The 20,720-nt window shown below is 66.7% G+C and carries 14 protein-coding genes; 6 read left to right on the top strand and 8 right to left on the bottom strand.

From position 1 onward, the window contains the following. Nucleotides 1-364 precede the first annotated feature (364 nt). On the bottom strand, nt 365-1,114 hold the full coding sequence (locus tag A0U87_RS17905; protein ID WP_048937669.1) for a LytTR family transcriptional regulator DNA-binding domain-containing protein: 750 nt from the start codon (nt 1,112-1,114) through the stop codon (nt 365-367). A gap of 237 nt (nt 1,115-1,351) precedes the next feature. On the opposite strand from A0U87_RS17905, the gene A0U87_RS17900 reads away from it, so the two are divergent. Continuing rightward, nucleotides 1,352-3,004, top strand: coding sequence for a hypothetical protein (locus tag A0U87_RS17900; RefSeq protein ID WP_048937617.1), 1,653 nt, complete (start codon nt 1,352-1,354; stop codon nt 3,002-3,004). 15 nt (nt 3,005-3,019) lie between these two features. On the opposite strand, the gene A0U87_RS17895 is transcribed toward A0U87_RS17900, so the two are convergent. Genes A0U87_RS17895 through A0U87_RS17880 form a run of 4 tightly spaced genes read right to left on the bottom strand, consistent with a single transcriptional unit; the run spans nt 3,020 to nt 9,397 of the window. Further along, nucleotides 3,020-4,147, bottom strand: a complete 1,128-nt coding sequence (locus tag A0U87_RS17895) for an ABC transporter permease (RefSeq protein WP_037509166.1) — start codon at nt 4,145-4,147, stop codon at nt 3,020-3,022. A 5-nt stretch (nt 4,148-4,152) separates the two neighbouring features. Next, on the bottom strand, nt 4,153-6,903 hold the full coding sequence (gene rbbA, locus A0U87_RS17890; protein ID WP_170978421.1) for a ribosome-associated ATPase/putative transporter RbbA: 2,751 nt from the start codon (nt 6,901-6,903) through the stop codon (nt 4,153-4,155). Further along, complete coding sequence (locus A0U87_RS17885; RefSeq protein WP_004208404.1) at nt 6,900-7,991, bottom strand: HlyD family efflux transporter periplasmic adaptor subunit; 1,092 nt, start codon at nt 7,989-7,991, stop codon at nt 6,900-6,902. The genes rbbA and A0U87_RS17885 overlap by 4 nt, the downstream gene beginning before the upstream one ends. Further along, nucleotides 7,988-9,397 carry an efflux transporter outer membrane subunit gene (locus tag A0U87_RS17880; protein WP_048937618.1) on the bottom strand — a complete coding sequence of 470 codons (1,410 nt, stop codon included), beginning with the start codon at nt 9,395-9,397 and terminating at the stop codon, nt 7,988-7,990. The genes A0U87_RS17885 and A0U87_RS17880 overlap by 4 nt, the downstream gene beginning before the upstream one ends. Before the next feature lie 302 nt (nt 9,398-9,699). Here A0U87_RS17880 and A0U87_RS17875 point away from each other — a divergent pair, with 302 nt between their 5' ends. From A0U87_RS17875 to A0U87_RS17865, 3 genes are read left to right on the top strand one after another with little or no spacing between them, the layout of a single operon-like run. After that, nucleotides 9,700-10,959 carry a phospholipase A gene (locus tag A0U87_RS17875; protein WP_048937619.1) on the top strand — a complete coding sequence of 420 codons (1,260 nt, stop codon included), beginning with the start codon at nt 9,700-9,702 and terminating at the stop codon, nt 10,957-10,959. A 50-nt stretch (nt 10,960-11,009) separates the two neighbouring features. After that, on the top strand, nt 11,010-13,682 hold the full coding sequence (locus A0U87_RS17870; protein WP_137405827.1) for an HAD-IC family P-type ATPase: 2,673 nt from the start codon (nt 11,010-11,012) through the stop codon (nt 13,680-13,682). A 45-nt stretch (nt 13,683-13,727) separates the two neighbouring features. Then, nucleotides 13,728-14,753, top strand: a complete 1,026-nt coding sequence (locus A0U87_RS17865; protein WP_048937621.1) for a zinc-dependent alcohol dehydrogenase — start codon at nt 13,728-13,730, stop codon at nt 14,751-14,753. A gap of 50 nt (nt 14,754-14,803) precedes the next feature. Here A0U87_RS17865 and A0U87_RS17860 read toward each other — a convergent pair whose 3' ends face one another. From A0U87_RS17860 to A0U87_RS17850, 3 genes are read right to left on the bottom strand one after another with little or no spacing between them, the layout of a single operon-like run. After that, nucleotides 14,804-16,363 carry a right-handed parallel beta-helix repeat-containing protein gene (locus A0U87_RS17860; RefSeq protein WP_240700587.1) on the bottom strand — a complete coding sequence of 520 codons (1,560 nt, stop codon included), beginning with the start codon at nt 16,361-16,363 and terminating at the stop codon, nt 14,804-14,806. 49 nt (nt 16,364-16,412) lie between these two features. Further along, nucleotides 16,413-17,342, bottom strand: a complete 930-nt coding sequence (locus tag A0U87_RS17855; protein WP_048937623.1) for a polysaccharide deacetylase family protein — start codon at nt 17,340-17,342, stop codon at nt 16,413-16,415. A gap of 51 nt (nt 17,343-17,393) precedes the next feature. Next, a complete protein-coding gene (locus A0U87_RS17850; protein WP_048937624.1) occupies nt 17,394-18,482 on the bottom strand; it encodes a flagellin in 1,089 nt (362 codons plus the stop codon). Between the two features lie 226 nt (nt 18,483-18,708). On the opposite strand from A0U87_RS17850, the gene A0U87_RS17845 reads away from it, so the two are divergent. Beyond that, nucleotides 18,709-20,319, top strand: a complete 1,611-nt coding sequence (locus A0U87_RS17845; protein WP_048937625.1) for a HAMP domain-containing sensor histidine kinase — start codon at nt 18,709-18,711, stop codon at nt 20,317-20,319. Next, on the top strand, nt 20,312-20,720 hold a 409-nt coding region (locus A0U87_RS17840; protein WP_137405825.1), incomplete at its 3' end, for a response regulator. The genes A0U87_RS17845 and A0U87_RS17840, both read left to right, overlap by 8 nt.

Raw genomic sequence — 20,720 nt, 5'->3', positions numbered from 1 at the left:
AGTGATCCTCCCCAGGACGCATCTTGAGCGTTTCTTGCCGACATGTGTCGGTCTGGTTCTAATAGCGCCGCCCCGGTCCCTCTGCACAGATTCCAGCATACGTATTCAGCCATATTCACGACATGGCCGGTTACCGTAACGGAAATGGCCGAAATAGCGGGTTCAGCCGTGCGATAGGGCCGATGGCATGGGCGCAGCCGCCGACAAAAATATGCGGTTGATGCTTGAAAGGGACGCGCGCTTTCCTAGATTGGTCCTGTCACTCTTCCCCCCTTTGGAGTGACACCTCCCTGAACCTGGCCCCGTCGTCGAGCTTGCTCCGGCGGGGTTTTCTTTTGCCCGCCAGAGGGGGGCAGGATGCGCGTCAGGACGCGGGCAGGAAGCCGGCGCGTTGCAGCCGGGCGACCGAATCGCGCGCGACGGGGACGCTGAGCCCGCCATCCAGGGTGATGAGCCAGCTGCGCCCGGCGGGATCGCAGCGCAGGATGGCGCGATGGGCGATCCACCAGCTGCGATGCACCTGCGCGCCGGCCACCCCCTCCATCTCCGCAATCGCGTCGCGCAGCCGCATCAGCAGCAATTCGCTGCCGCCCGCGCCATGGACGCGGACATAATGATCCTCGCTCTGCAGCGCCAGGATCGGCCCGGCAAAGCCGGCCGACAGGCGATGGCGCAGGGCGGGTTCGGCCGGGGATGTGGCGGCAGCGCCTTCGGGGTGCGGGGCATCGGCGGGCGGCGGCAGGATACCTCGCTGGGCCAGCCGCCGGTCGGTCTGTTCGGCCCAGTGGGTGACGACCAGCACGGTGAGCGCGCAGAGGAAGGAAAAGGGCAGCAGGCCGGTAAAGCCGTCCAGGTCGCGAAAGGCGGTGCGGCCGACATTGCGCCAGAGGAAGGCCAGCGGCACGACGCAGAGCGACACGCCGGAAAAGACGGTGATCGACACCGAAAGGTCGATCCGCAGCGCCAGCCGGCGCAGCAGCCAGATCACCGGCCGGACGAGGATATAGGCCCCCATCAGCAGCAGCCACCAATGGCCGATCCGCCCCGGCAGCCCGTCGCGCATATAGGTGCCGAACGGCCCCATGAAGCCGATGATGCCAGCCAGCAGCAGCATCGCCCACAGCTCCAGCAAGATGCGTCGGTTGAAAATCGGCTATTCCCCTCTCCGCCCCGCTTGTCGCCCTGCCCGTTCGCGAAGCGCCGGCTGGAAAATGCCCAGTTTTGCGGGACATTGGCAAGCCCTCTTTCCGCGTAACGGATTGGCGCTTGCCGGCCGGCGGGCTGGTGCCATCAGCAGAGTGGACGGCCGCCCGGTGCCCCTGGGCCAAGGCCGAGACGAGGAGAGAATTTGGTGACCAAGCCCCCTTCCCGCCGGCTGCCCATCATGGCCATGCTGCCCATCCTGATCGGCGGACTGGCGCTGGATGGCGGGCCGACCCTGGCCCGGCCTGGGGCGCAAGGCGCGCTGTTCGGCCAGCCGGTGATCCGCACCCTGCCATTGCCCGCCGACATGCGGCCGCAAAGCGCCACCTACACGCCGTCGGGCCGGATATTGCTGACCTATGCCCGGCCGGGCGAGAGCGATGCGCGGCAGATCAACCTCGCCATCATGGACGATGATGGCAGCCATATCCGCCCGATCTTCAGCGGGACGATTCCCGCCCGGCCGAAGGATAATGGCATCCGCTACATGGTGTTTGCCGACAATAAGCGCATCTTCCTGGGCGATTTCGTGATCGAATGCCCGACCAGCCTGGACGATTGCACGCAGGCGCAGTTGGTGCCCGTCACCTATCCGCCGCAGGTGGCCGATGGCGCGCATATCTGGCATCGCTGGTCGGAAATGGTGGTGGCCCCGGACAATCGCCATATCGCCTGGACGACCCTGCTCGCCAATTATTCCGCCGCGGTGCTGACCGGCGAACTGACGCGCGGCCCGGATGGCTATGTCGTCACCCGGCCCCAAATCATCAGCAGCAGCGATCCCTTTCGCCCCGATCCGGCCCATGCCGATGGCGTCATCCCGTCGCCGATCCGCGGCGGCGAGGTGAAGCAGTTCGTCCATGGCGGCAGCGCCCTGTCGCTGGTCGGCGCGGTGAAGCGCGACCTGCCCGATTCGGTGGTGATGGACCTGGCGAGCGGCAAGGTGACGCCGATCACCGACACGCCGGGCTATACCGAGACGACGATCTTCTCGCCCGACGAGCGGCTGGGCATGGTGATGACCACCCGCTTTTCGCAGACCGACCCGGCGATATTGGGGCTGATGCCGCGCCCCTATCCCGACAGCCTGAACATGGGGCTAAGCATGTTCGCCTATACCTATGCCGTCACCGGCGTGCGCACGGCGCGGCCGGGCAATGTCGGGCCGGCGCTGATCGACATCGCCCGGTCGCAGCGCGAGGATGGCTATCTGGGCGCGAACCTCAGCAGCCAGGCCGACTGGGTGTTTCATTCGCCCATGTCCTGGCATCCCGACAGCCGCCGGGCGACCTGGATCGAGGGGCTGCGCGGCAGCGAGACCAAGCGGGTCCAGATCGTCACCCTGCCCGAATACAAGGCCGGGCCGGCGGTCGCCCCGCGCGCCGTGCCCGACAGCCTGCCCTATGGCGATACCGACCTGTCCACCCTGTCGGCGCTGGCGGGCAAGAGCCAGAATATAGACGTGAAGGTCTATGGCCGGCGGTCAGGCCATATCCTCTATCGGCGCACGAGCGGCGCCATCGAGAAAATCTATGTCGATTTCAGCGACGACGGAAAGCAGGTCTATAGCGGGCGCGAGACGACGCAGATCAACATGCGCGGCCAGTCCAGCTACGAAGCGGACATCCGCCTGACCGGTCCCCGCCCCGGCATCATGAAGCTGCAGATGACGTTCGGACCGCTGGGCGGCGCCAAGCCCGCCGCGATCGACTTCACGCCCCAAGCCGATGGCCAGCCGCGCAGCCGCGGCTTTGCCGAATATGGCGGCCGGCGCCTGAGCGTGGACCGGCTGGCGCCGTGAAGAGCGGCCGGACGATCAGGCCATGGCGCTGATCGTCCGGCGGAAGCGGGTGAGTGCGATCAGGAAGAAGGCGACGCCGATCGCGGCGGTGGCGGCGAATTGCGGCCAGACGACGCCAATGCCGGCGCCCCGGAACAGGATCGCCTGACCCAGTTCGACGAAATGGGTGGTCGGCGCGAACAGCATCACATCCTGCACCAGCTTGGGCATGGATTCGCGCGGGGTGGTGCCGCCCGACAGCATCTGCAGCGGCAGCAGGACAAGGATCATCAGCATGCCGAATTGCGGCATGTTGCGCGCCAGCGTCGCGAGGAAAATGCCCATCGAGGTTGTGGAGAACAGCACCAGCGCGGCGCCCGCGAAGAAGAGCGCCAGCGATCCGGCGACGGGCACGTGCATCAGCCCCTGCACCACCAGGTTGATCGACAGGGACGAGGCGAGCAGCACGACCAGCCCCATCGACCAGACCTTTGACAGCATGATCTCGAACGGGGTGACCGGCATCACCAGCAGATGCTCGATCGTGCCATGTTCCCGCTCGCGGATCAGCGCCGCGCCGGTGAGGATGATCGACAGCATCGCGATCTGGTTGATGATCTGTGCCAGCGCACCGAACCAGGTATGGTTGAGCGTCGGGTTGAAGCGCGCCCGCACCGCCAGGTCGACCTTTGGCACGCTATTGGCGCGATAGCGGTTGACGAATTCATTCACTTCGGCGGTCGCGATCTGCTGCACATAGCTGCTGCCCGAAAATGCCTGGCTCATGCGCGTGGCGTCGGTGTTGAGCTGGATTTCCGCCGTCCGGCCGGCCAGCACGTCGCGCTGGAAGCCATGGGGTATGTGGAGGACGAAGGTGAAGTCGCCCGCGTCCATGCCCGGATCGATCTGCGCCGGCGCAATCATCCGGGGCAGCGTGAATTGCGGCGGATAGAAAGCGGCGACGATCCGCTGCGACAGGGGCGATTCATCCTCATCGACGATTGCGATGGCTGCATTGTGCAGCGTTTCCGGCTTGGAATTGGCCGAGGTATAGATGGAGACGGTGAAGACGAACAGGATTAGCACCAGCATGATCGGGTCGCGCCACAGGCTCCACAGCTCCTTCACGCCCAGCCGGTAGATGTTGGAAATCGTCGCCAGCATCGACGTCAGGCCTCCTGCTTTTTGAGCAGCATGATCGCGATCCCGACGATCAGCGGCGCGGAAATGGCGAGCGGCAGGAAGGAGCCGGCCAGGTCCGAAAAGCCCAGCGCCTTGGCAAAGACGCCGCGGCTGATGGTGAACATGTGGCTGGCGGGATAGATGTCGCCGATGATCCGCGCGCTGCCCTCCATCGAGGAGACGGGGTCGGTCATACCGCCATAGGTGGTGGCCGGGATCATCGTGCCGATCATCGCCAGGAACATCGCGGCGATCTGGCTGCGTGTCACGGCCGAGGCGAGCAGGCCCATGCCGGTCGCGGTGACGCAATAGATGGCGGCGGCCAGCAGCAGGGTCGGGAAGCTGCCCTTCACCGGCACGCCGAAGATGAAGATCGCCATCAGCACCATCAGCAGGAAGTTGACAAGCGCCAGCACGACATAGGGAAGCTGCTTGCCGAGCAGGAATTCGCTGCGGCTGACCGGCGTCACATAAAGGTTGATGATCGATCCGATCTCCTTTTCGCGCACCACCGCCAGCGCGGTCAGCATCGCCGGCAGCATGAGCAGCAGCAGCGGGATGACGATCGGCACCATCGCCGGCAGGCTCTGCACATCGGGATTGTAGCGATAGCGGTTCTCGATCGAGAAGCTGCTGCCGACCGCGCTGCCGCGCGCGGCCGCCTGCTGGCTCAGCCAATGCTGGTGCAGCCCCTGGATATAGCCCTGCACCGTTTCGGCGCGCTGCGGATTGGCGCCGTCGAACCAGGCGCCGACCGTGACCTGTCGCCCGGCGGCGATATCCCGGCCGAAGCCCGGCGGAATCTCGATCACCAGCGCCAGTTCGCCATCCTTCATGCGCCGGTCGAGATCGTCATAGTCGCGGATCGGCGCATGTTCTACGAAATAGGAGGAGCCGGAAATGTCGAGCGCATAATTCTGGCTGAGAATGCTGTTGTCGCGGTCCAGCACGGCATAGTTCAGCTCGTTGATGTCGGTGGTCATGCCGAAGCCGATCACCAGCATCAGGATCAGCGAACCGATCAGCGCGAGCGTCGCACGGACCGGATCGCGCTGCAGTTCCAGCGTCTCGCGCCAGGCATAGGTGAGCGCCCGTTGCGGGCTGAAGCCGCGCCTGATCGTGCCATGTTCCGCCTGCGCCATGTCCTTGAGCGCGCTTTCCTCGTCAGGCGGGCGGGTGTCGCCGCCGGCATCGACCAGATAGCCGATGAAGGCCTGTTCCAGATCGGGCGCGCCGCGCTTCTCGATCAGGCGCGCGGGCGCATCGCTGTCCAGCACATGGCCCGCATGCATCATCGACATGCGATCGCAGCGCATCGCTTCGTTCATGAAATGGGTGGAGATGAAGATCGTGACCTTGTCGCGCCGCGACAGCTCCGCCAGCAATCGCCAGAAGCCGTCGCGCGCCACCGGATCGACGCCGGAGGTCGGCTCGTCCAGGATCAGCAGTTCCGGCTTGTGGACCATCGCCACGGCAAGGCTGAGGCGCTGACGGATGCCGAGCGGCAGGCTGTCGGGCAATTCCTCCATCACCGGGCCAAGATCGAACCGATCGGCCATTTCCGCGACGCGGGCGGGAATATCCTCGCGCGCGACATGGAAGAGATGGGCGTGGAATTCTAGATTCTGGCGGACGGTGAGTTCGGTGTAGAGCGAGAAGGCCTGGCTCATATAGCCGACCCGCTTGCGCGTAGACATGTCGTCCGGGTCCACTGCATTGCCGAACAGCCAGGCCTTGCCCTCGGTCGCGGGCAAGAGGCCGGTCAGCATCTTCATGGTGGTCGACTTGCCGCAGCCATTGGACCCCAGGAAGCCGAATATCTCGCCCCGGCGAATGCGGAAGCTGACATGATCGACCGCAGTGAAATCGCCAAAGCGCATGGTCAGGCCCTGCGCCTCGATCGCGATATCATCCTCGCTGGCTTCGAGCGGCGGGATGACGACCGGCTCATGGCCGCGCTTCTTCTCCTCGGGCAGCAGCGCGATGAAGGCTTCCTCCAGCGAACTGGTGCCGGTGCGCGCGAAAATCTCGGCCGGGGTGCCGGTGTCGAGGATCTGCCCGTCATCCATCGCCACCAGCCAGTCGAAACGCTGCGCCTCGTCCATGTAAGCGGTGGCGACAATCACGCTCATCTGCGCCTGGGTCTGGCGGATGTCGTTGATGAGATCCCAGAATTGGGCGCGGGCCAGCGGATCGACGCCGGTGGTCGGCTCGTCCAGGATCAACAGGTCGGGATCATGGATCAGCGCGCAGCACAGGCCAAGCTTCTGCTTCATGCCGCCCGACAGCTTGCCCGCCGGTCGGGCAAGGAACGGATCGAGGCCGGTCGCGCGGGTGAGCGCATCGATCCGCCGTCGCCGCTCCGCCCCGTCATGGCCGAACAGGCGGCCGAAAAACTGCAAATTCTCCTCGACCGACAGGGTGGGATAGAGATTCTTGCCCAGCCCCTGCGGCATATAGGCGATGCGCGGGCACACATCGCTGCGATGGCGCTTGTCGCGCATGTCGCCGCCCAGCACATGGACATCGCCATCCTGGATGACATGGGCGCCGGCGACGAGGGAGAGCAGGCTGGACTTGCCCACGCCATCGGGGCCGATCAGGCCGATCATCCGCCCACCCGGTATGTCGAGATCGATGCCGCGTAGCGCCTGCGTCTTGCCATAATGGAGGCGGACGCCGGACAGGCGGACGACCGGATCGACCGTCGGTGCGCCGATGGGGTCGGGCTGGTTCACTGGACCGCCCGCGATCCTTCGGGAAGGGCGCGAACCGCGAGCGAGGCGGGCCAGGCAACGCCCGGATCGATCCGGACATAGGCCATGCCGGGCAGGCCGGTCTTCACCTGGGCGATATGCTTGCGCAGCAGCGCCGGATCGATCCGGGCCTTGACCCGGAACATCATCTTCTCGCGCTCGCTCTGGGTTTCCACCGTCTTGGGCGTGAACTGGGCGACGTCGGCGACGAAGCTGATCCGTGCCGGGATCGGATAGTCGGGAATGGCATCGAGCACGATCCGCGCCTCGCTGCCGATGGCGACGCGGCCGGCGGCGGTGGCGGGCAGGAAGAAGCTGATCGTCACGTCGGACAGGTCGACCAGGCTCAGCACCCGGCCACCGGCCGTCACCACCTCGCCGGGCTGGGCGACGCGATACTGGACGCGGCCGTCGCGTGGAGCGCGCAGACTGCTGTCGTTGATGTCCGCCTCGATCCGCTGGATGGTGGCGCGGCCGGCCTCCACGCGCGATCGCGATCCGATCACCTGGTTCCGGGCATTGGTTATGGCGACCTCCGCCGAGGCGAGCTGGGCACGGGCCGCCTCCACGGCGGCGGCGGCGCCTTCGGTCTGGGCGGCGTCGTCATCGCGTTCCTGCACCGCGGTCGCGCCTTCGCGGGCCAGGGTTTCGGACCGGGCGAGGCGCTTGCGCGAGGCGTTGAGTTCGGCGATGCGCTGGCGCACCACGGCCTGGGCCGCGGCCTTCTCGCTCTCGCGCTGGGCGACCTGGGTCTGGGCGACGAGGACGGCATTCTGCGCCTCGGCCAGTTGCGCGACAGCCTCGGTCCGCTGTGCGTCCAGCACATCGACATCCATATGAGCGACGATCTCGCCGGCTTTCACCAGCTGCCCTTCATCCGCGACGATATCCTTGATCCGTCCGGCAGACTTGGAGGCGACGTCGATTTCTGTCGCTTCCAGCCGGCCATTGCCGCCGACAATGCCTTCGGGCAGGCCGGCCGGCTTCAGCAATGTCCAGAGCAGGAAGGCGATGCCGGCCACCGCCGCCACGATCAGCCCCCTGACGATCCAGCGCTTGTTCATGCTCATGGTTCCCCCTGGTTCCCGGACGGGGCGGCCGCGATGCCGCGATTGACAACAAAGCCACCACCCAGGGCAGCATAGAGGCTGACGATGCTGGAGAGTTCCCCCCGGCGAAGCTGGACCAGCGCCTGTTCCGCATCGAACAGGTCGCGCTGGGCATCGAGCACTTCGAGATAGGTGGAGCGGCCATTGTCGAAGCGTAGCTGGGCCAGGCGTGCCCGTTCCCGCTGGGCATCGACCAGCTGGCGCGTGGTGCCGATCTGCAGGGCGATCTGGCGCCGCCGGACCAGCGCGTCGGACACATCGCGAAAGGCCGACTGGATCGTCTTTTCATAGGTGGCGACGGCCTCGTCCCGGCGCGCCTGCGCCACGTCCAGATTGCCCTTCAGCCGGCCGGCGTTGAACAGGGGCAGTCGGATCGTCGGCGAAAAGCTCCACACCTCGCTATTGCCGCCGAACAGGCCGTCGAGGTCCGGGCTGGTCGTGCCATAGGCGCCGGTCAGGCTGATATTGGGTAGGAAGGCGGCGCGGGCAGCGCCGATATTGGCATTGGCGGCGCGCAGCTGATGCTCGGCGGCGACGATGTCCGGCCGGTTGGTGAGCAGTTCGGACGGCAGGCCGGCGGGCACCTGATAATCGCCGCCCGGTCCGGCCAGCCGCAGCGATCCGGGCGCAATCTCCACCGGCTGGCCGACCAGCAGCGCCAGCGCGTTGCGATTGACCGCGCGGTCGAGGTTCAGCACATGCATGGTGGTGTCCGCCTGCGCCAGCAACACCTGGGACTGGGCCTGGTCCAGCTTCGACCCCGACCCCACCTCATAGCGGCGGCGCATGATGCGCAGCGTTTCCTGCCGGGTGGTGATCGACTGCTGGGTAAGGGCGGCGCGCTCCTCATATTCGCGCTCCAGCAGATAGCCCAGCGCCACCTGCGCGATCAGGTCGGTCGCGACCGCGCGGCGCGATTCCTCCGACGCCAGAAACTGTTCGCGGGCGGCCTCCTTCAGATTGCGCAGCCGGCCCCAGAAATCGATTTCCCAACTCGCGCTCAGTTGGGCGGTGATCGATTTCACGTCGACGATCTGGTCGCCGATCACCGGCAGGCTGTAGAAGGCCTGGCCGCGCGTGCCCGTCGCCACGGCATCGAGCTGGGGATAGAGCGAGGCGCCCTCGATCCGCCAGGTGCCCCGCGCCTGCGCCACACGGGCGGCGGCGATGTGAATGTCCCGATTATTGGCCAGCGCCTGGGCGACTAGCCTGCGCAATTCGGGATCGGGAAAAACCTGCTCCCAGTCGCGCCCGGCCAGCGAAGCCCCGGCCGGCGTCGCCACGGCATAGCTGTCGGGCACCGGCAGGGATGACTGAACATAATCGGGCGCAAAGGAACAACCGGTCAGGGAAAGAGCCAGAAGCATCGTCAAGGCCTCAGGGATAACCCTCCCCTTCACGCCATGACCTATCGCAAAATCGGAATTGCCAAGCGACACCAAGCACCCCTTTTCGAGCAACATGGACCCCTATTCAATCGATATAGCATCGACCGACTTCATCTATTCTCGATTTTGTGAGACATTATGCTTCAGAACATCACAAGGACTCACTAATAACTTATGCCTTTAATATATTTGTGTTTATCTACCACAACCAGTATCGTCAATCGCACCTGACCTGACCGCTCGCGCCGTTGCGAGGGGCGCAACGCGACAAGGGACGCAGGATGATCCGCAACCGCCGCGCGCAACCACGACACTTGCCCGCCCCCTGGTCGAGCCTGGCATGGCTGCTGGCTGTCCTGTCGCCTTCTTTTGCGACAAGCGCCCTGGCCGGGGAACCCGTAGAAACCCTGATAGGGCGGATCGCCCTGCCCGATGACCAGAATATGGCGAGCGTGGAACTGCGCTTCCTCAACATGGGCACGGCGCCCGCCGCCATGCCGCTGCCCGACCGGGTGGAGGCGCTGGTGGAACAGGATGGCGCCGCGCGCCGGCTGTGGCTGCGCCGGGTGCCGGGCGTGCCGGAGACGGTGGAGATTGCGCCGGGCGGCTTTGCCCAAGCGCGCTATCAACTGGCCGCCAGCGACATGGCCGAGGGGGCGTTGCTGTCGATCCCGGCCTGGAATTCGCCGCAGGTGGCGCTGCATGGGGCGGCCGGATCACAGATGGCGGCTGCATCGCCGGTGCCTGTCCCGCCAGCCCCGGCGCCCGGAACCCCGGTGCCGCCGCCGGTCGCGCCGCCGGCCGATCGCAGCGCGGGCAATGCCTTCATCGGCAATCTGGCGCCCTATGAGCCGATCTATGCGGTCTATGGCCCCGGCACCAATACCGATGCCCGGTTGCAACTGAGCTTCGAATATCGGTTGTTCGGATCGCGCGATGCCGCGCATTTGCCCAGTTCCTGGCGGGACGGCCTGCATTTCGCCTATACCCAGCGCATGTTCTGGGATCTGGGCGCCAATTCCATGCCCTTCCGCAACATCGATTATCAGCCCGAGATCATCTATGTGACGCCGACCCGGATGCTGGAAAACGGCATGTCGCTGGCGCTGCAGGGCGGGCTTCGGCACGAATCCAATGGCCGGGACGGCGATGCGTCGCGCAGCATCAACAGCGTCTATGTCGCGCCGATGGCGGCCTTCTCGCTGGGCGAGGAACGGCGGCTGCTGGTGGCACCGCGCCTGACCTTCTATGTCGGCGACAAGTCCGACAATCCCGATATCGTCCGCTATCGCGGCCATGCCGGCCTGTTCCTGCAGGTCGGCGATGATGACGGGCTGCGCCTGTCGACCAACAGCCGATTCAATTTCGGATCGGGCAAGGGCGCGATCAACGCCGACCTGTCCTATCCGCTGCCGCGCCTGCTGGGCGGTGGCCCCGATCTCTATTTGTTCGCTCAGGGATTTGCCGGATATGGCGAGAACCTGTTGGACTATAATCGTTCCATAACAAGATTGCGGATCGGCTTCGCGCTGGTGCGCTGACCGCCGGGTGGTTTGCCCCCGGCCGCTCGACGCGACTGAAAGGGAAGCCGATGTCCTCTGCCCCGCCCGTTGCCTGGCATGCGCTGCCGCCCGAAGAGGCGCTGGCAACGCTGTCCGTCGAAGCGACCGGGCTGGACCAGCGCGATGCCGAGGCCCGGCTGCGGCGCTATGGCCCCAATGCCCTGCCCGAAGCGCCGCGCCAGCATCCGCTGCTGCGATTCCTGGCGCATTTCAACAGCGTGCTGATCTATTTCCTGCTGGGCGCGGCGCTGATCGCGCTGCTGCTGAATCACGGCATCGATGCTGCCGTGATCCTGGCCGTGGTGCTGGTGAATGCGGTCGTCGGTTTCATCCAGGAGGGCAAGGCGGAGGAAGCGCTGGGCGCGATCCAGGACATGATCGCGCCGCATGCCATGGTGCTGCGCAGCGGCGAACGGCGGGTGGTGGCGGTGCCCGATCTGGTGCCGGGTGACATCGTGCTGCTGGAAGCGGGTGACCGGGTGCCGGCCGACATCCGGCTGCTGCGCGCTCGCGGCCTGCTGATCGACGAGGCGGCGCTGACCGGCGAATCGGTCGCGGCGGAAAAGCATCAGACGCTGATCGCCGCCGACGCCGGCATCGCCGACCAGAGCAACATGGCCTTTTCCGGCACCCTGGTCGCCGCCGGCCAGGCGACCGGGCTGGTGGTCGAGACCGGCAGCCATACCCAGATCGGCCGGATCAGCGGCATGCTGAAGGCGGTCGAGGTCGGCAAGACGCCGCTGGTGCGACAGATCGACGATTTCGCCCGGCTGATGACCTGGTCGGTGCTGGCCGGCGCGGTCGTCCTGTTCCTGTTCGCGGTGCTGGCGCGCGGCTTCCACTGGATCGATGCGCTGATCGCCATCGTCGCCCTGTCGGTCGGCGTGGTGCCGGAAGGGTTGCCCGCCGTCATCACCATCACGCTGGCGATCGGCGTGCAGCGCATGGCCGCGCGCCAGGCGGTGATCCGGCGCCTGCCGGCGGTCGAGACGCTGGGCGCCACATCGGTGATCTGCACCGACAAGACCGGCACGCTGACCCGCAACGAGATGACGGTGCGTCACCTGCTGCTGCCCGGCGGCGACCTGCATGTCAGTGGGTCGGGCTATGCGCCGACGGGCGCCATCAGCGTGGCCGAGGGCGGCGACGATGCCGAGGCGCTGGCCGATGCCGTGCCAATCCTGCGCTGCGGCCTGTTGTGTAACGATGCCCTGCTGCGCCAAGCGGATGACGGCTGGACCGTGCAGGGCGACCCGATGGAGGGCGCTCTGGTGGCGCTGGCGATGAAGGCGGGGCTGAGCGCTGACCATGTGCGCGACGAATGGCCGCGGATCGACGAAATCCCGTTCGACGCCGCCTATCGCTTCATGGCGACGCTGCATCGCGCGCCCGATGGCAGCAGCGCCATCTTCATCAAGGGTGCGCCCGAAGCGGTGCTGGCGATGACCGGCGCGGATGCCGTCGCCTGGGACGCGCGGCTGTCGGCCGCCGCCGACCGGGGCGAACGCCTGCTGGGCTTTGCCGTCAAGCGGATCACCGGAGCGCCCGACCGGATCGGCTGCGACGATCTGAAGAACGGGGTCGAGTTGCTGGGGCTGATGGGCTTCATCGATCCGCCACGCGACGAGGCGCGGCAGGCGATCGCCCAGTGCCGGTCGGCCGGCATCGCGGTCAAGATGATCACCGGCGACCATGTCGGCACCGCCATCGCCATCGCCCGCCAACTGGCGCTGGACGATGATCCCCAGGCGATGAGCGGCGCCGAGGTCGAGGCGCTGGACGATGCTGCGCTGGCGGCGCGGGTGCGCGATGTCGATGTGTTCGCCCGCTCCTCCCCCGAGCACAAGCTGCGCATCGTCCGCGCGCTTCAGTCGCACGGGCTGGTCGTCGCCATGACCGGCGACGGCGTCAACGACGCGCCCTCGCTGAAACAGGCCGATGTCGGCACGGCGATGGGGATCAAGGGCACGGAGGCCGCCAAGGAGGCGGCCGAGATGGTGCTGCTGGACGATAATTTCGCGTCGATCGTGGCGGCCGTGCGCGAAGGGCGCACCGTCTATGACAATATCCGCAAGGTCATCAGCTGGACGCTGCCGACCAATGGCGGCGAGACGCTGGCGGTGGTGATCGCGATCATCGCCGGCTTTGCCCTGCCGATGACGGCAACGCAGATATTGTGGATCAATCTGGTGCTGACGGTGACGCTGGGGCTGGTGCTGGCGTTCGAGCCGACCGAGCCGGGGACGATGGAGCGGCGGCCGCGTGCCGCCGGCGCGCCGCTGCTTTCCCCCTTCCTGCTGTGGCGCATCATGCTGGTATCGGTGCTGATGGGGGCGATGGCGCTGGGGATATTCTTCTATGCCCAGCATGTCGGCCACGACATCGACACCGCCCGGACCATGGTGGTCAACATGCTGATCGTGGGCGAGATATTCTATCTATTCAATGTCCGCTTCCTGCACATGCGATCGCTGACGCTGCGCGGCGCGATGGGCACGCCGATCGTGCTGGCGGCGATCGTGGCGGTGGTGATCGCCCAGCTGCTCTTCACCTATGCGCCGTTCATGCACGATATTTTCGACAGCCGGCCGCTGTCGCTGACCGACGGGCTGATGATCATCGGCCTGGGCGCGGCGATGTTCGCCGTGCTGGAACTCGAAAAGCTGGCCGCCCATCGGCTCGCCTGGTTCGAGGATATCTGACCGCCATTATCCACAGTCCCACAGCCGCAGAAGAAGGAGGAAATCATGCCGACGACCATGCGAGCCGCGATTGCCAGAACGTTCAAGGCGCCGCTGACGATCGAGGAGATAGCGATACCCGAGCCGGGGCCCGGCGAGGTGCTGGTGAAGATCGTCGCCAGTGGCGTGTGCCATACCGATCTGCACGCGATCGATGGCGACTGGCCGGTGAAGCCGAGCCTGCCGCTGATCCCCGGCCATGAGGGCGTGGGCCATGTCGTGGCACTGGGTGCGGGTGTCACCGATCTGAAGGAAGGCGACGCCGTGGGCATCCCCTGGCTGCACGACGCCTGCCGCGCCTGCGAATATTGCGAGACCGGCTGGGAAACGCTCTGCGAGCGGCAGCATAATACCGGCTACAGCGTCAACGGCACCTATGCCGAATATGCGATCGCCAGCGCGCCCTTTGCCGGCCGCCTGCCCGACAGCGTCGACTTCGTGACGATGGCACCGATCCTGTGCGCGGGCGTCACCGTCTACAAGGGGCTGAAGGAAACCGAGGCGAAGCCGGGCGAATGGGTGACCATTTCCGGCGTCGGCGGGCTGGGTCATGTCGCCGTGCAATATGCCAAGGCGATGGGCCTGCATGTCATCGCGCTGGACATTGGCGAGAGCAAGCTGGAGCTGGCCCGGTCGCTGGGCGCGGACCTGGCGCTGGATGCGCGGGCCGACAATGTCGTGGCGGAAGTGCAGAATGCGACCGGCGGCGGCGCCCATGGCGTGCTGGTGACGGCGGTGTCGCCCCCCGCCTTTGCCCAAGCGATCGCCTGTACCCGCCGGCGCGCAACCGTCAGCCTGGTCGGCCTGCCGCCGGGCGATTTCCCGACGCCGATCTTCGACGTGGTGCTCAAGCGCGTGACCGTGCGCGGGTCGATCGTCGGCACCCGGCGCGACCTGGCCGAAGCGATCGCCTTCGCGGTCGAGGGCAAGGTGAAGGCGCATGTCACGCCCCGGCCGTTCGATGATGTGAACGCCGTGCTGGACGAACTGCGCGCCGGCAAGGTGGACGGGCGCATCTCGCTCACCCTGTAACGGGCGGGTGATGGCCGGGCGCGGGCGGTGCATGCCGCCCGCGCCGCCGGTCATCGGCGCGCTTCGAAGATGGAGATGCGGCGCGGCTGGCGCGGCTGCACCGCCTGGCCCAGTTCGCGTTGCAGCATGGCCAGCATCCAGGCGCGGTGCCGGGCCATGAATTCGGGAAAGCCCTCTGCCCTGGCCGGGTCGAACACCGGCACCTGCCAGTCGGCGGGCTGATCGAGATAGGGCGGGATCACGTCACCCGCCGCCTCGGCCGGCAGGTCGACATGGCTGCCCCAGTAGCGATTGTCGCGGAAGCGGATAAATTGGGCCGGGGCGAAGCCCGCCTTGATGAGGTAATCGGGGCCGGACCGGCCGCTTTCGCTGCCATAACGAGCGGTGCCGGCGACCTTGAAGTCATTTTCGACGATGCGGACATCCTGTGCCCAGCCGTCCCAGTTGGTCGCCACCACCATCTGCACATCCATGCCCTTGCCGACATGGATCACATTCTTCTCCACCAGCACGTCGGAGACGTTGCCGGCGAGCTGGAAGATGCGCAGCGCGTCGTTGCGGCTGACATTATAGCGCGCGACGGTGCCGCGATTGCCCAGATTATCCTTGTCGTTGCGGCCGGGCGAACAGATCAGCAGGAAGCCGCCGGCATTGTCGTGGCTGTAATTGTAGAGCAATGTCGTGCGGCGCGAATTGAAGTCGCTATCGAAGCCCTGCCCGTCATAGCGGGTGCGGGTGTAGGCGGCCTCGTTGAGCTGGATCAGGCTGTTGTCGGTGCTCCACTGCCAGATGCCGGCATTATAGCCGGGCGCTCGGGCACCGGCATAGCGCACGATATTATGTTCGATCAGGGCGCCGTCGGTGCCGCGCGGGACGATGCCGTCGCCGCCAATATCCTCGACCAGATTGTCGCGGATCACGATCTTTTCGCTGGGGAACCAGTCCTTGGCGCTGATCCGGTCGGCAATGCCGGCAATGCCGGACCGGTCGACCTTCCAGACGATATTGCGTTCGATCACCAGATCCTGAAAGCGCGTCGCCAGCTTCTTGCCGGTCGCGCTGAAGACGATGCCGCCATTATCCTTGCGATCATTCACACCGCGCACGTCGTGGATATACATGTCGCTGATGCGGATGCCGCGCGTCACGCCCCGGTCGACCGCCGAGACCAGCACGCCGAAACGCTGGGCCGGGGCGGAATTGTCGTTGGTGACTTCCAGCCCGCTGACGCTGACATATTCGGCATTGATGACGCCCACGCCATGGGACGAGACGCCGCCGGCATCGATGCGCGGCCGCGCGCCAGCGCCGAAGGCGGCGACGCTGATCGGCGCGCCGGAGCGGCCCGAGCGGGTGATGGTGAGCGGCTCCTGCCAGCGCGATCCGGCCATCAGCAGCACCTGATCGCCCGGCATCAGCGGATAATCGCGCACCCGCGCCAGGCTGCGCCAGGGCTGGTCGGCGGTGGTGCCGGCGGCGCGATCATTGCCGGTGGCGCTGTTGACATAATAGGTCGTCGCCTGCGCCGCGGATGTCGCACCCGCGGTCAGGACCAGGAAAGGCAGGAAGAGTGTCAGCGCCCGGCCATGCCGGCTTTTACCCATGATCATATTGCGCGCCATTCTATCGGTCGCGCGCTGAATGCAAGGTGAAGTCGCCTCAGCCGGGCGCGCGGCAGGCCTGGCGCAGGTCGATTCCGGGTGCCGGCGCGCTATCGGCGGGGAGAGCGATGCCCTGCGCCTGCGCCACCCGTTCGATGATGCCGCCGCCGCCCGGCAGGGCTTCGGCCTGAGCATAGGCAGGGTCGGCCTCCGCCTGCGCGAGCGGAATATAGCGCGCGCCGGCGGCGTCGAGCCGGGCCATGACATCGGGCAGGGTGTCGGCGGTCCAGGCGCCGACATGGAGCAGCAGCACATGCGGGATCGGGCGGCCATGGACGCGCTGCGCATTGGCCTTTGCCCGCGCGATCGCCTGATCGACCACGGCCAGATAGTGACGCTTCATCGCCGCGATCATGCGATCGTCGCCCTGCGCGCGGCAGCGGGCATAGGCATCGCTATAATCCCAGTCCTCGAAAGCCAGGCTGACGCTGGCGATGCGATAGCCGCGCTGCTTGAGAAAGGCGGCGGCGCCGTCATGGCGGGTCGCGTCCTTGCCGCTCGACAGGTTGGGGAAGCGCAGCCAGTGCCAGTCCCCTTTCCCCATATGCTGTTCCAGCGCCGGCTCGCCAGCGATCACGTCCGCCTGCCAGGCGTCGAGCGAGGGCGCCCCGTCGAGATTCAAATGGCTGTAGCTGTGGTTGGCGAGCGGATAGCCGGCCTTGCGCCAGAGCGTCAGCACCGCGTCCGACGCCGGATCCTCCGCCAGCCCACGCGCATTGACGAAGCCATAGGCCTGCGCGACATGATGCGCCTTCAGCGTCGCCAGGAAACGGCGGGCGATATCGGCGCGGGTCGTGCCGGGCGGCAACTGGCCATGGGCAGGCAGATCATCGACCGTGATCGCGACATCGAACCGAGGCGGATCGCCCGCCTGTGCCGCCGCTGCACTGCCCAGCAGCAGGCAAAGGGCCATGGCCCGCTTCATCATCTCCGCCTCTCCCGCTGAATGTCCGCAGCGGTCCTAGCCGGGCCGCGCGGATCATTCGAGCAGTTTCAGCACATCCTGTTGCCGGGCATTGGCCTGGGCCAGCATCGCCGTCGCCGCCTGCGACAGGATCTGGCTCTTGGCGAGGGCAGTGGATTCGGTGGAGAAGTCCGCATCCTCAATCCGCGAGCGGGCGTCGGTGAGGTTGACGATATTGGTGTCGAGCTGGCTGGAGATGGATTCCAGCCGGCTCTGCGCCGCGCCCAGATTGACGCGGGCGGTCGATATCTGCGCCAGCGCCGCGTCGATCACCGCCAGCCCCTGTTGCGCGGTCACGCCGATCTGGGCGTAGGATTTATAGTCGGAATCGGTGAAGGCGACATAGCCTTCCGGGTCCATCCAGCCAAATCCGCCAAGATCATTGGTGCGCTCGACGGCGGCCACACCGACGTCATAGTCGAGTGTCAGGTCGATATTGCTGATCCCCACGAAGCGCATCGTGCCGTTCACCGCAAGGTCGGTGCCCAGCAGGGTGAAATCGTCGCTGTTGCTGCGCAGGGTTGGCAGGGTGATGGCGACATTGTCCGTCGCATTGGCGCCGGCCTGGACATTGATGACGGTGCTGCCGGCGCTGTGGTCGAGTTCGTTGCGATAATACACATAGCCGTTGAAATCGAGCAGATCGCCATCCGCATTATAGTCGCGGGCCGCCGTCCCTTGCGTTGTGTTCGAAAACAGGTTCACGCCGTTGAACTCGCTATTCTGCAGCAGCGCGTTGATCTGGGCGACGGTCTGATCCATTTCGGTCTGGAGCGCGGCGCGATCCTCCGGCCGGTTGACGCCATTAGCCGCCTGGAGCGTCAATTCGCGCATCCGCTGCAGGCTGTTCTGGACCTCGCCCAATATGCCCTCGGCCGTCTGGGTCAGCGATATGGCGTCGGCCGCGTTGCGCTTGGCCACTTCCATGCCGCGCAACTGGCTGGTCATGGTCTGGGCGATGGCCATGCCGGCCGCATCATCCTTGGCCGAATTGATCCGCTTGCCGGTCGACAATTTCTCGCTTGCCTGGCCCTGGGCCTTGGTGGCCGCCTCGATCGCCCGCTGCGCGCGCAGCGCCGCGCTGTTGGTTCCGATCACGCTCATGGGATGTCCTCCATCCATGCCAGGCAGGAAGATGCCGGCGTCTGTGGGGCCGGGCGACGCGGGTCGCAAAGCGCCGCCCGGCAACCGAAAGGCGTTGCCCCCAAACGGTCGCCCCCGTGATGGCCGCGTCACAGCGCCCGGCCTATCCGGTTAATTCCCGGATAAGATTGAAACGGCAGGGAATTTCCCGGCTTGGCAGACGGGTGTTCCGGGCTAGGACAGGGCCATGGCCACCCTGTCCCCCCTGAGCGCCCGGCCGCGCCCTTTTCGCCTGAAGGCGCGCGCCATCGACTGGCGGCTGGTGGCGCTGCTGCTGGCCTATCCCTTCGCGTTCAAGCTGGCGCATATGGCGGCCAGCCCGTGGGGTGGCGCCCATTTCTTCAGCCTCTGGTATCCCGCCGCCGGCGTGCGGCTGGCGCTGCTGTGGCGGATCGGCGCGCGCTTCACGCCGGTCCTGATCGTCGAGGAATGCGTGATCCAGTTGCTGACCGGCACGATCGTGTGGGGCGGTCCCGAATTTCTCAACCAGCTGGGCGGGGTGGCGCGCGCGCCCGCCGCCTATGGCCTGATGATCGCGCTGGTGCGCTTCATCGAGCGGCGCAGCCGGTCGGAACTGGCGATCGCGCCGATGCCCTTCGGCCTGGCCGCGGTGCTGGCGCCGACGCTGGTGTCCTTCACCGCGGGTTTCTGGGAATGGCTGTGGCCCGGCGTGTCCGGCACCCTGCCCAGCCAGCCGGTCGCCACCACCATCGCCGCCTTCCTGGTCGGCGACCTGCTGGGCGTGCTGCTGGTCGCGCCGCCCCTGCTGTGGATCGGCACCCGCAATGAAGAAGCCCGGCGGCTGATGCAGATCGGGCGCGGGCGCGCGGTCGAGGCGGCCGCCGTCTTCGTCTTTGCCTGGCTGCTCGCCTGGGGTCTGGCGCGGGTCGAACCCCAGATCGCCGTCACGCCGGTGCTGATCGGCGCGATCTGGGTGGGGCTGCGCTGTGGCCGGCTGGGCGCGTGGATTGCGATCATCCTGTCGGCCGCGATCATCCTGCCCTGGTCGGCACCATTGTCGGCCAGCGCCACCCGCTTCGCGCTGCACATGGGCCTCGCCGCGATGGCGATCGCCACTTATCTTGCCGGCAGCTTTGCCGAGGCGCAGATTCGCGCCCGCGAGGATATCGCCCGGCGCGACCGCATCCTGTTCCAGGCCGAACGGCTGAAGACGCTGCGCGCCATGTCGGTGGCGATCATCCACGAGATCAGCCAGCCGCTGTCGACGCTGGCGATCGAGACCCGGCATCTGTCCGCTCTGTCGCGCGATCCGCAGCCCGACCTGGCGGAGATGCGCGAGAGCATCGAACTGGTCGATCGCAAGGCGGCTTTGCTGGCCGACATGGTGCGACGGCTGCGCAGCTTTGGCGGGCGCGCGGTCGACGAACCATCGCCGATCATCGTCGGCCAGATGCTGCGCGACTGTGCCGGCATGGTCGGCGGCGAGGCGCGCAGCCTGGGCTGCGCCATCAGCCTGCCGCCGATGGATGCGCGGTTGCAGGTCACCGGGCATGAGATCGAACTGACCCAGATATTGCTCAACCTGCTGCGCAACGCGATGCTGGCGGCGCCCGGATCGACCATCGAGATCGCCGTGGAAAGCCGGGCCGATCAGGTGACGATCCATGTCTCCAACCCGGTCCCGTCCCCCACCCCCGACTATGGCGGCATGGGCATCGGCCTGCTGGTGGCGCGTGCCATCGCCGACGCCCATGGCGGCACGCTGACCCGCGACATCGCGCAGGGCCGCGCGCGCGCCAGCCTGTCCCTGCCCCGCACGGAGCCCAGCCATGACTGACCCGGCCGATCCCGCCATCATCCATGTTGTCGATGACGACCCTGATCTGGGCCGGGCGGTAGCGCGTCTGCTGGGCCGGCACGGCTATCGCACCCAGGCGTTCGACACGCCCCGCGCGATGCTGCGCGCCCAGGCCGACGAGCCGGCCCATTGCCTGGTCACCGACGTGATGATGGCGGACATGGACGGCTTTGCCTTTGCCGAGCGGATGCGGGCGCAGGATCCGGCGGTGGCGATCATCTTCATGACCGCCTGGCCGACCACCAGCAGCGCGGTGGATTCGGTACGCCGCTATGGCGGGCTCGACTATCTGGAAAAGCCGATCGACGAGGGCCGGCTGCTGGCCGCCGTGGCGGAGGGCGCGCGCTGGAGCCGGCAGCGGCGCGGGGCGCTGGCCCGGC

The sequence above is a fragment of the Sphingobium sp. MP9-4 genome (genome assembly GCF_005281675.1).
GTDB lineage: Bacteria > Pseudomonadota > Alphaproteobacteria > Sphingomonadales > Sphingomonadaceae > Sphingobium > Sphingobium yanoikuyae.
This window is presented reverse-complemented; position numbering and strand designations above follow the sequence as displayed.

Coding starts and splice junctions, on each gene's coding strand:
- A0U87_RS17905 (WP_048937669.1), bottom strand. CDS start 1,114: ATGCTGCTGCTGGCTGGCATCATCGGCTTCATGGGGCCGTTCGGCACC.
- A0U87_RS17895 (WP_037509166.1), bottom strand. CDS start 4,147: ATGCTGGCGACGATTTCCAACATCTACCGGCTGGGCGTGAAGGAGCTG.
- A0U87_RS17885 (WP_004208404.1), bottom strand. CDS start 7,991: ATGAGCATGAACAAGCGCTGGATCGTCAGGGGGCTGATCGTGGCGGCG.
- A0U87_RS17880 (WP_048937618.1), bottom strand. CDS start 9,397: ATGCTTCTGGCTCTTTCCCTGACCGGTTGTTCCTTTGCGCCCGATTAT.
- A0U87_RS17875 (WP_048937619.1), top strand. CDS start 9,700: ATGATCCGCAACCGCCGCGCGCAACCACGACACTTGCCCGCCCCCTGG.
- A0U87_RS17870 (WP_137405827.1), top strand. CDS start 11,010: ATGTCCTCTGCCCCGCCCGTTGCCTGGCATGCGCTGCCGCCCGAAGAG.
- A0U87_RS17865 (WP_048937621.1), top strand. CDS start 13,728: ATGCCGACGACCATGCGAGCCGCGATTGCCAGAACGTTCAAGGCGCCG.
- A0U87_RS17860 (WP_240700587.1), bottom strand. CDS start 16,363: ATGATCATGGGTAAAAGCCGGCATGGCCGGGCGCTGACACTCTTCCTG.
- A0U87_RS17855 (WP_048937623.1), bottom strand. CDS start 17,342: ATGATGAAGCGGGCCATGGCCCTTTGCCTGCTGCTGGGCAGTGCAGCG.
- A0U87_RS17850 (WP_048937624.1), bottom strand. CDS start 18,482: ATGAGCGTGATCGGAACCAACAGCGCGGCGCTGCGCGCGCAGCGGGCG.
- A0U87_RS17845 (WP_048937625.1), top strand. CDS start 18,709: ATGGCCACCCTGTCCCCCCTGAGCGCCCGGCCGCGCCCTTTTCGCCTG.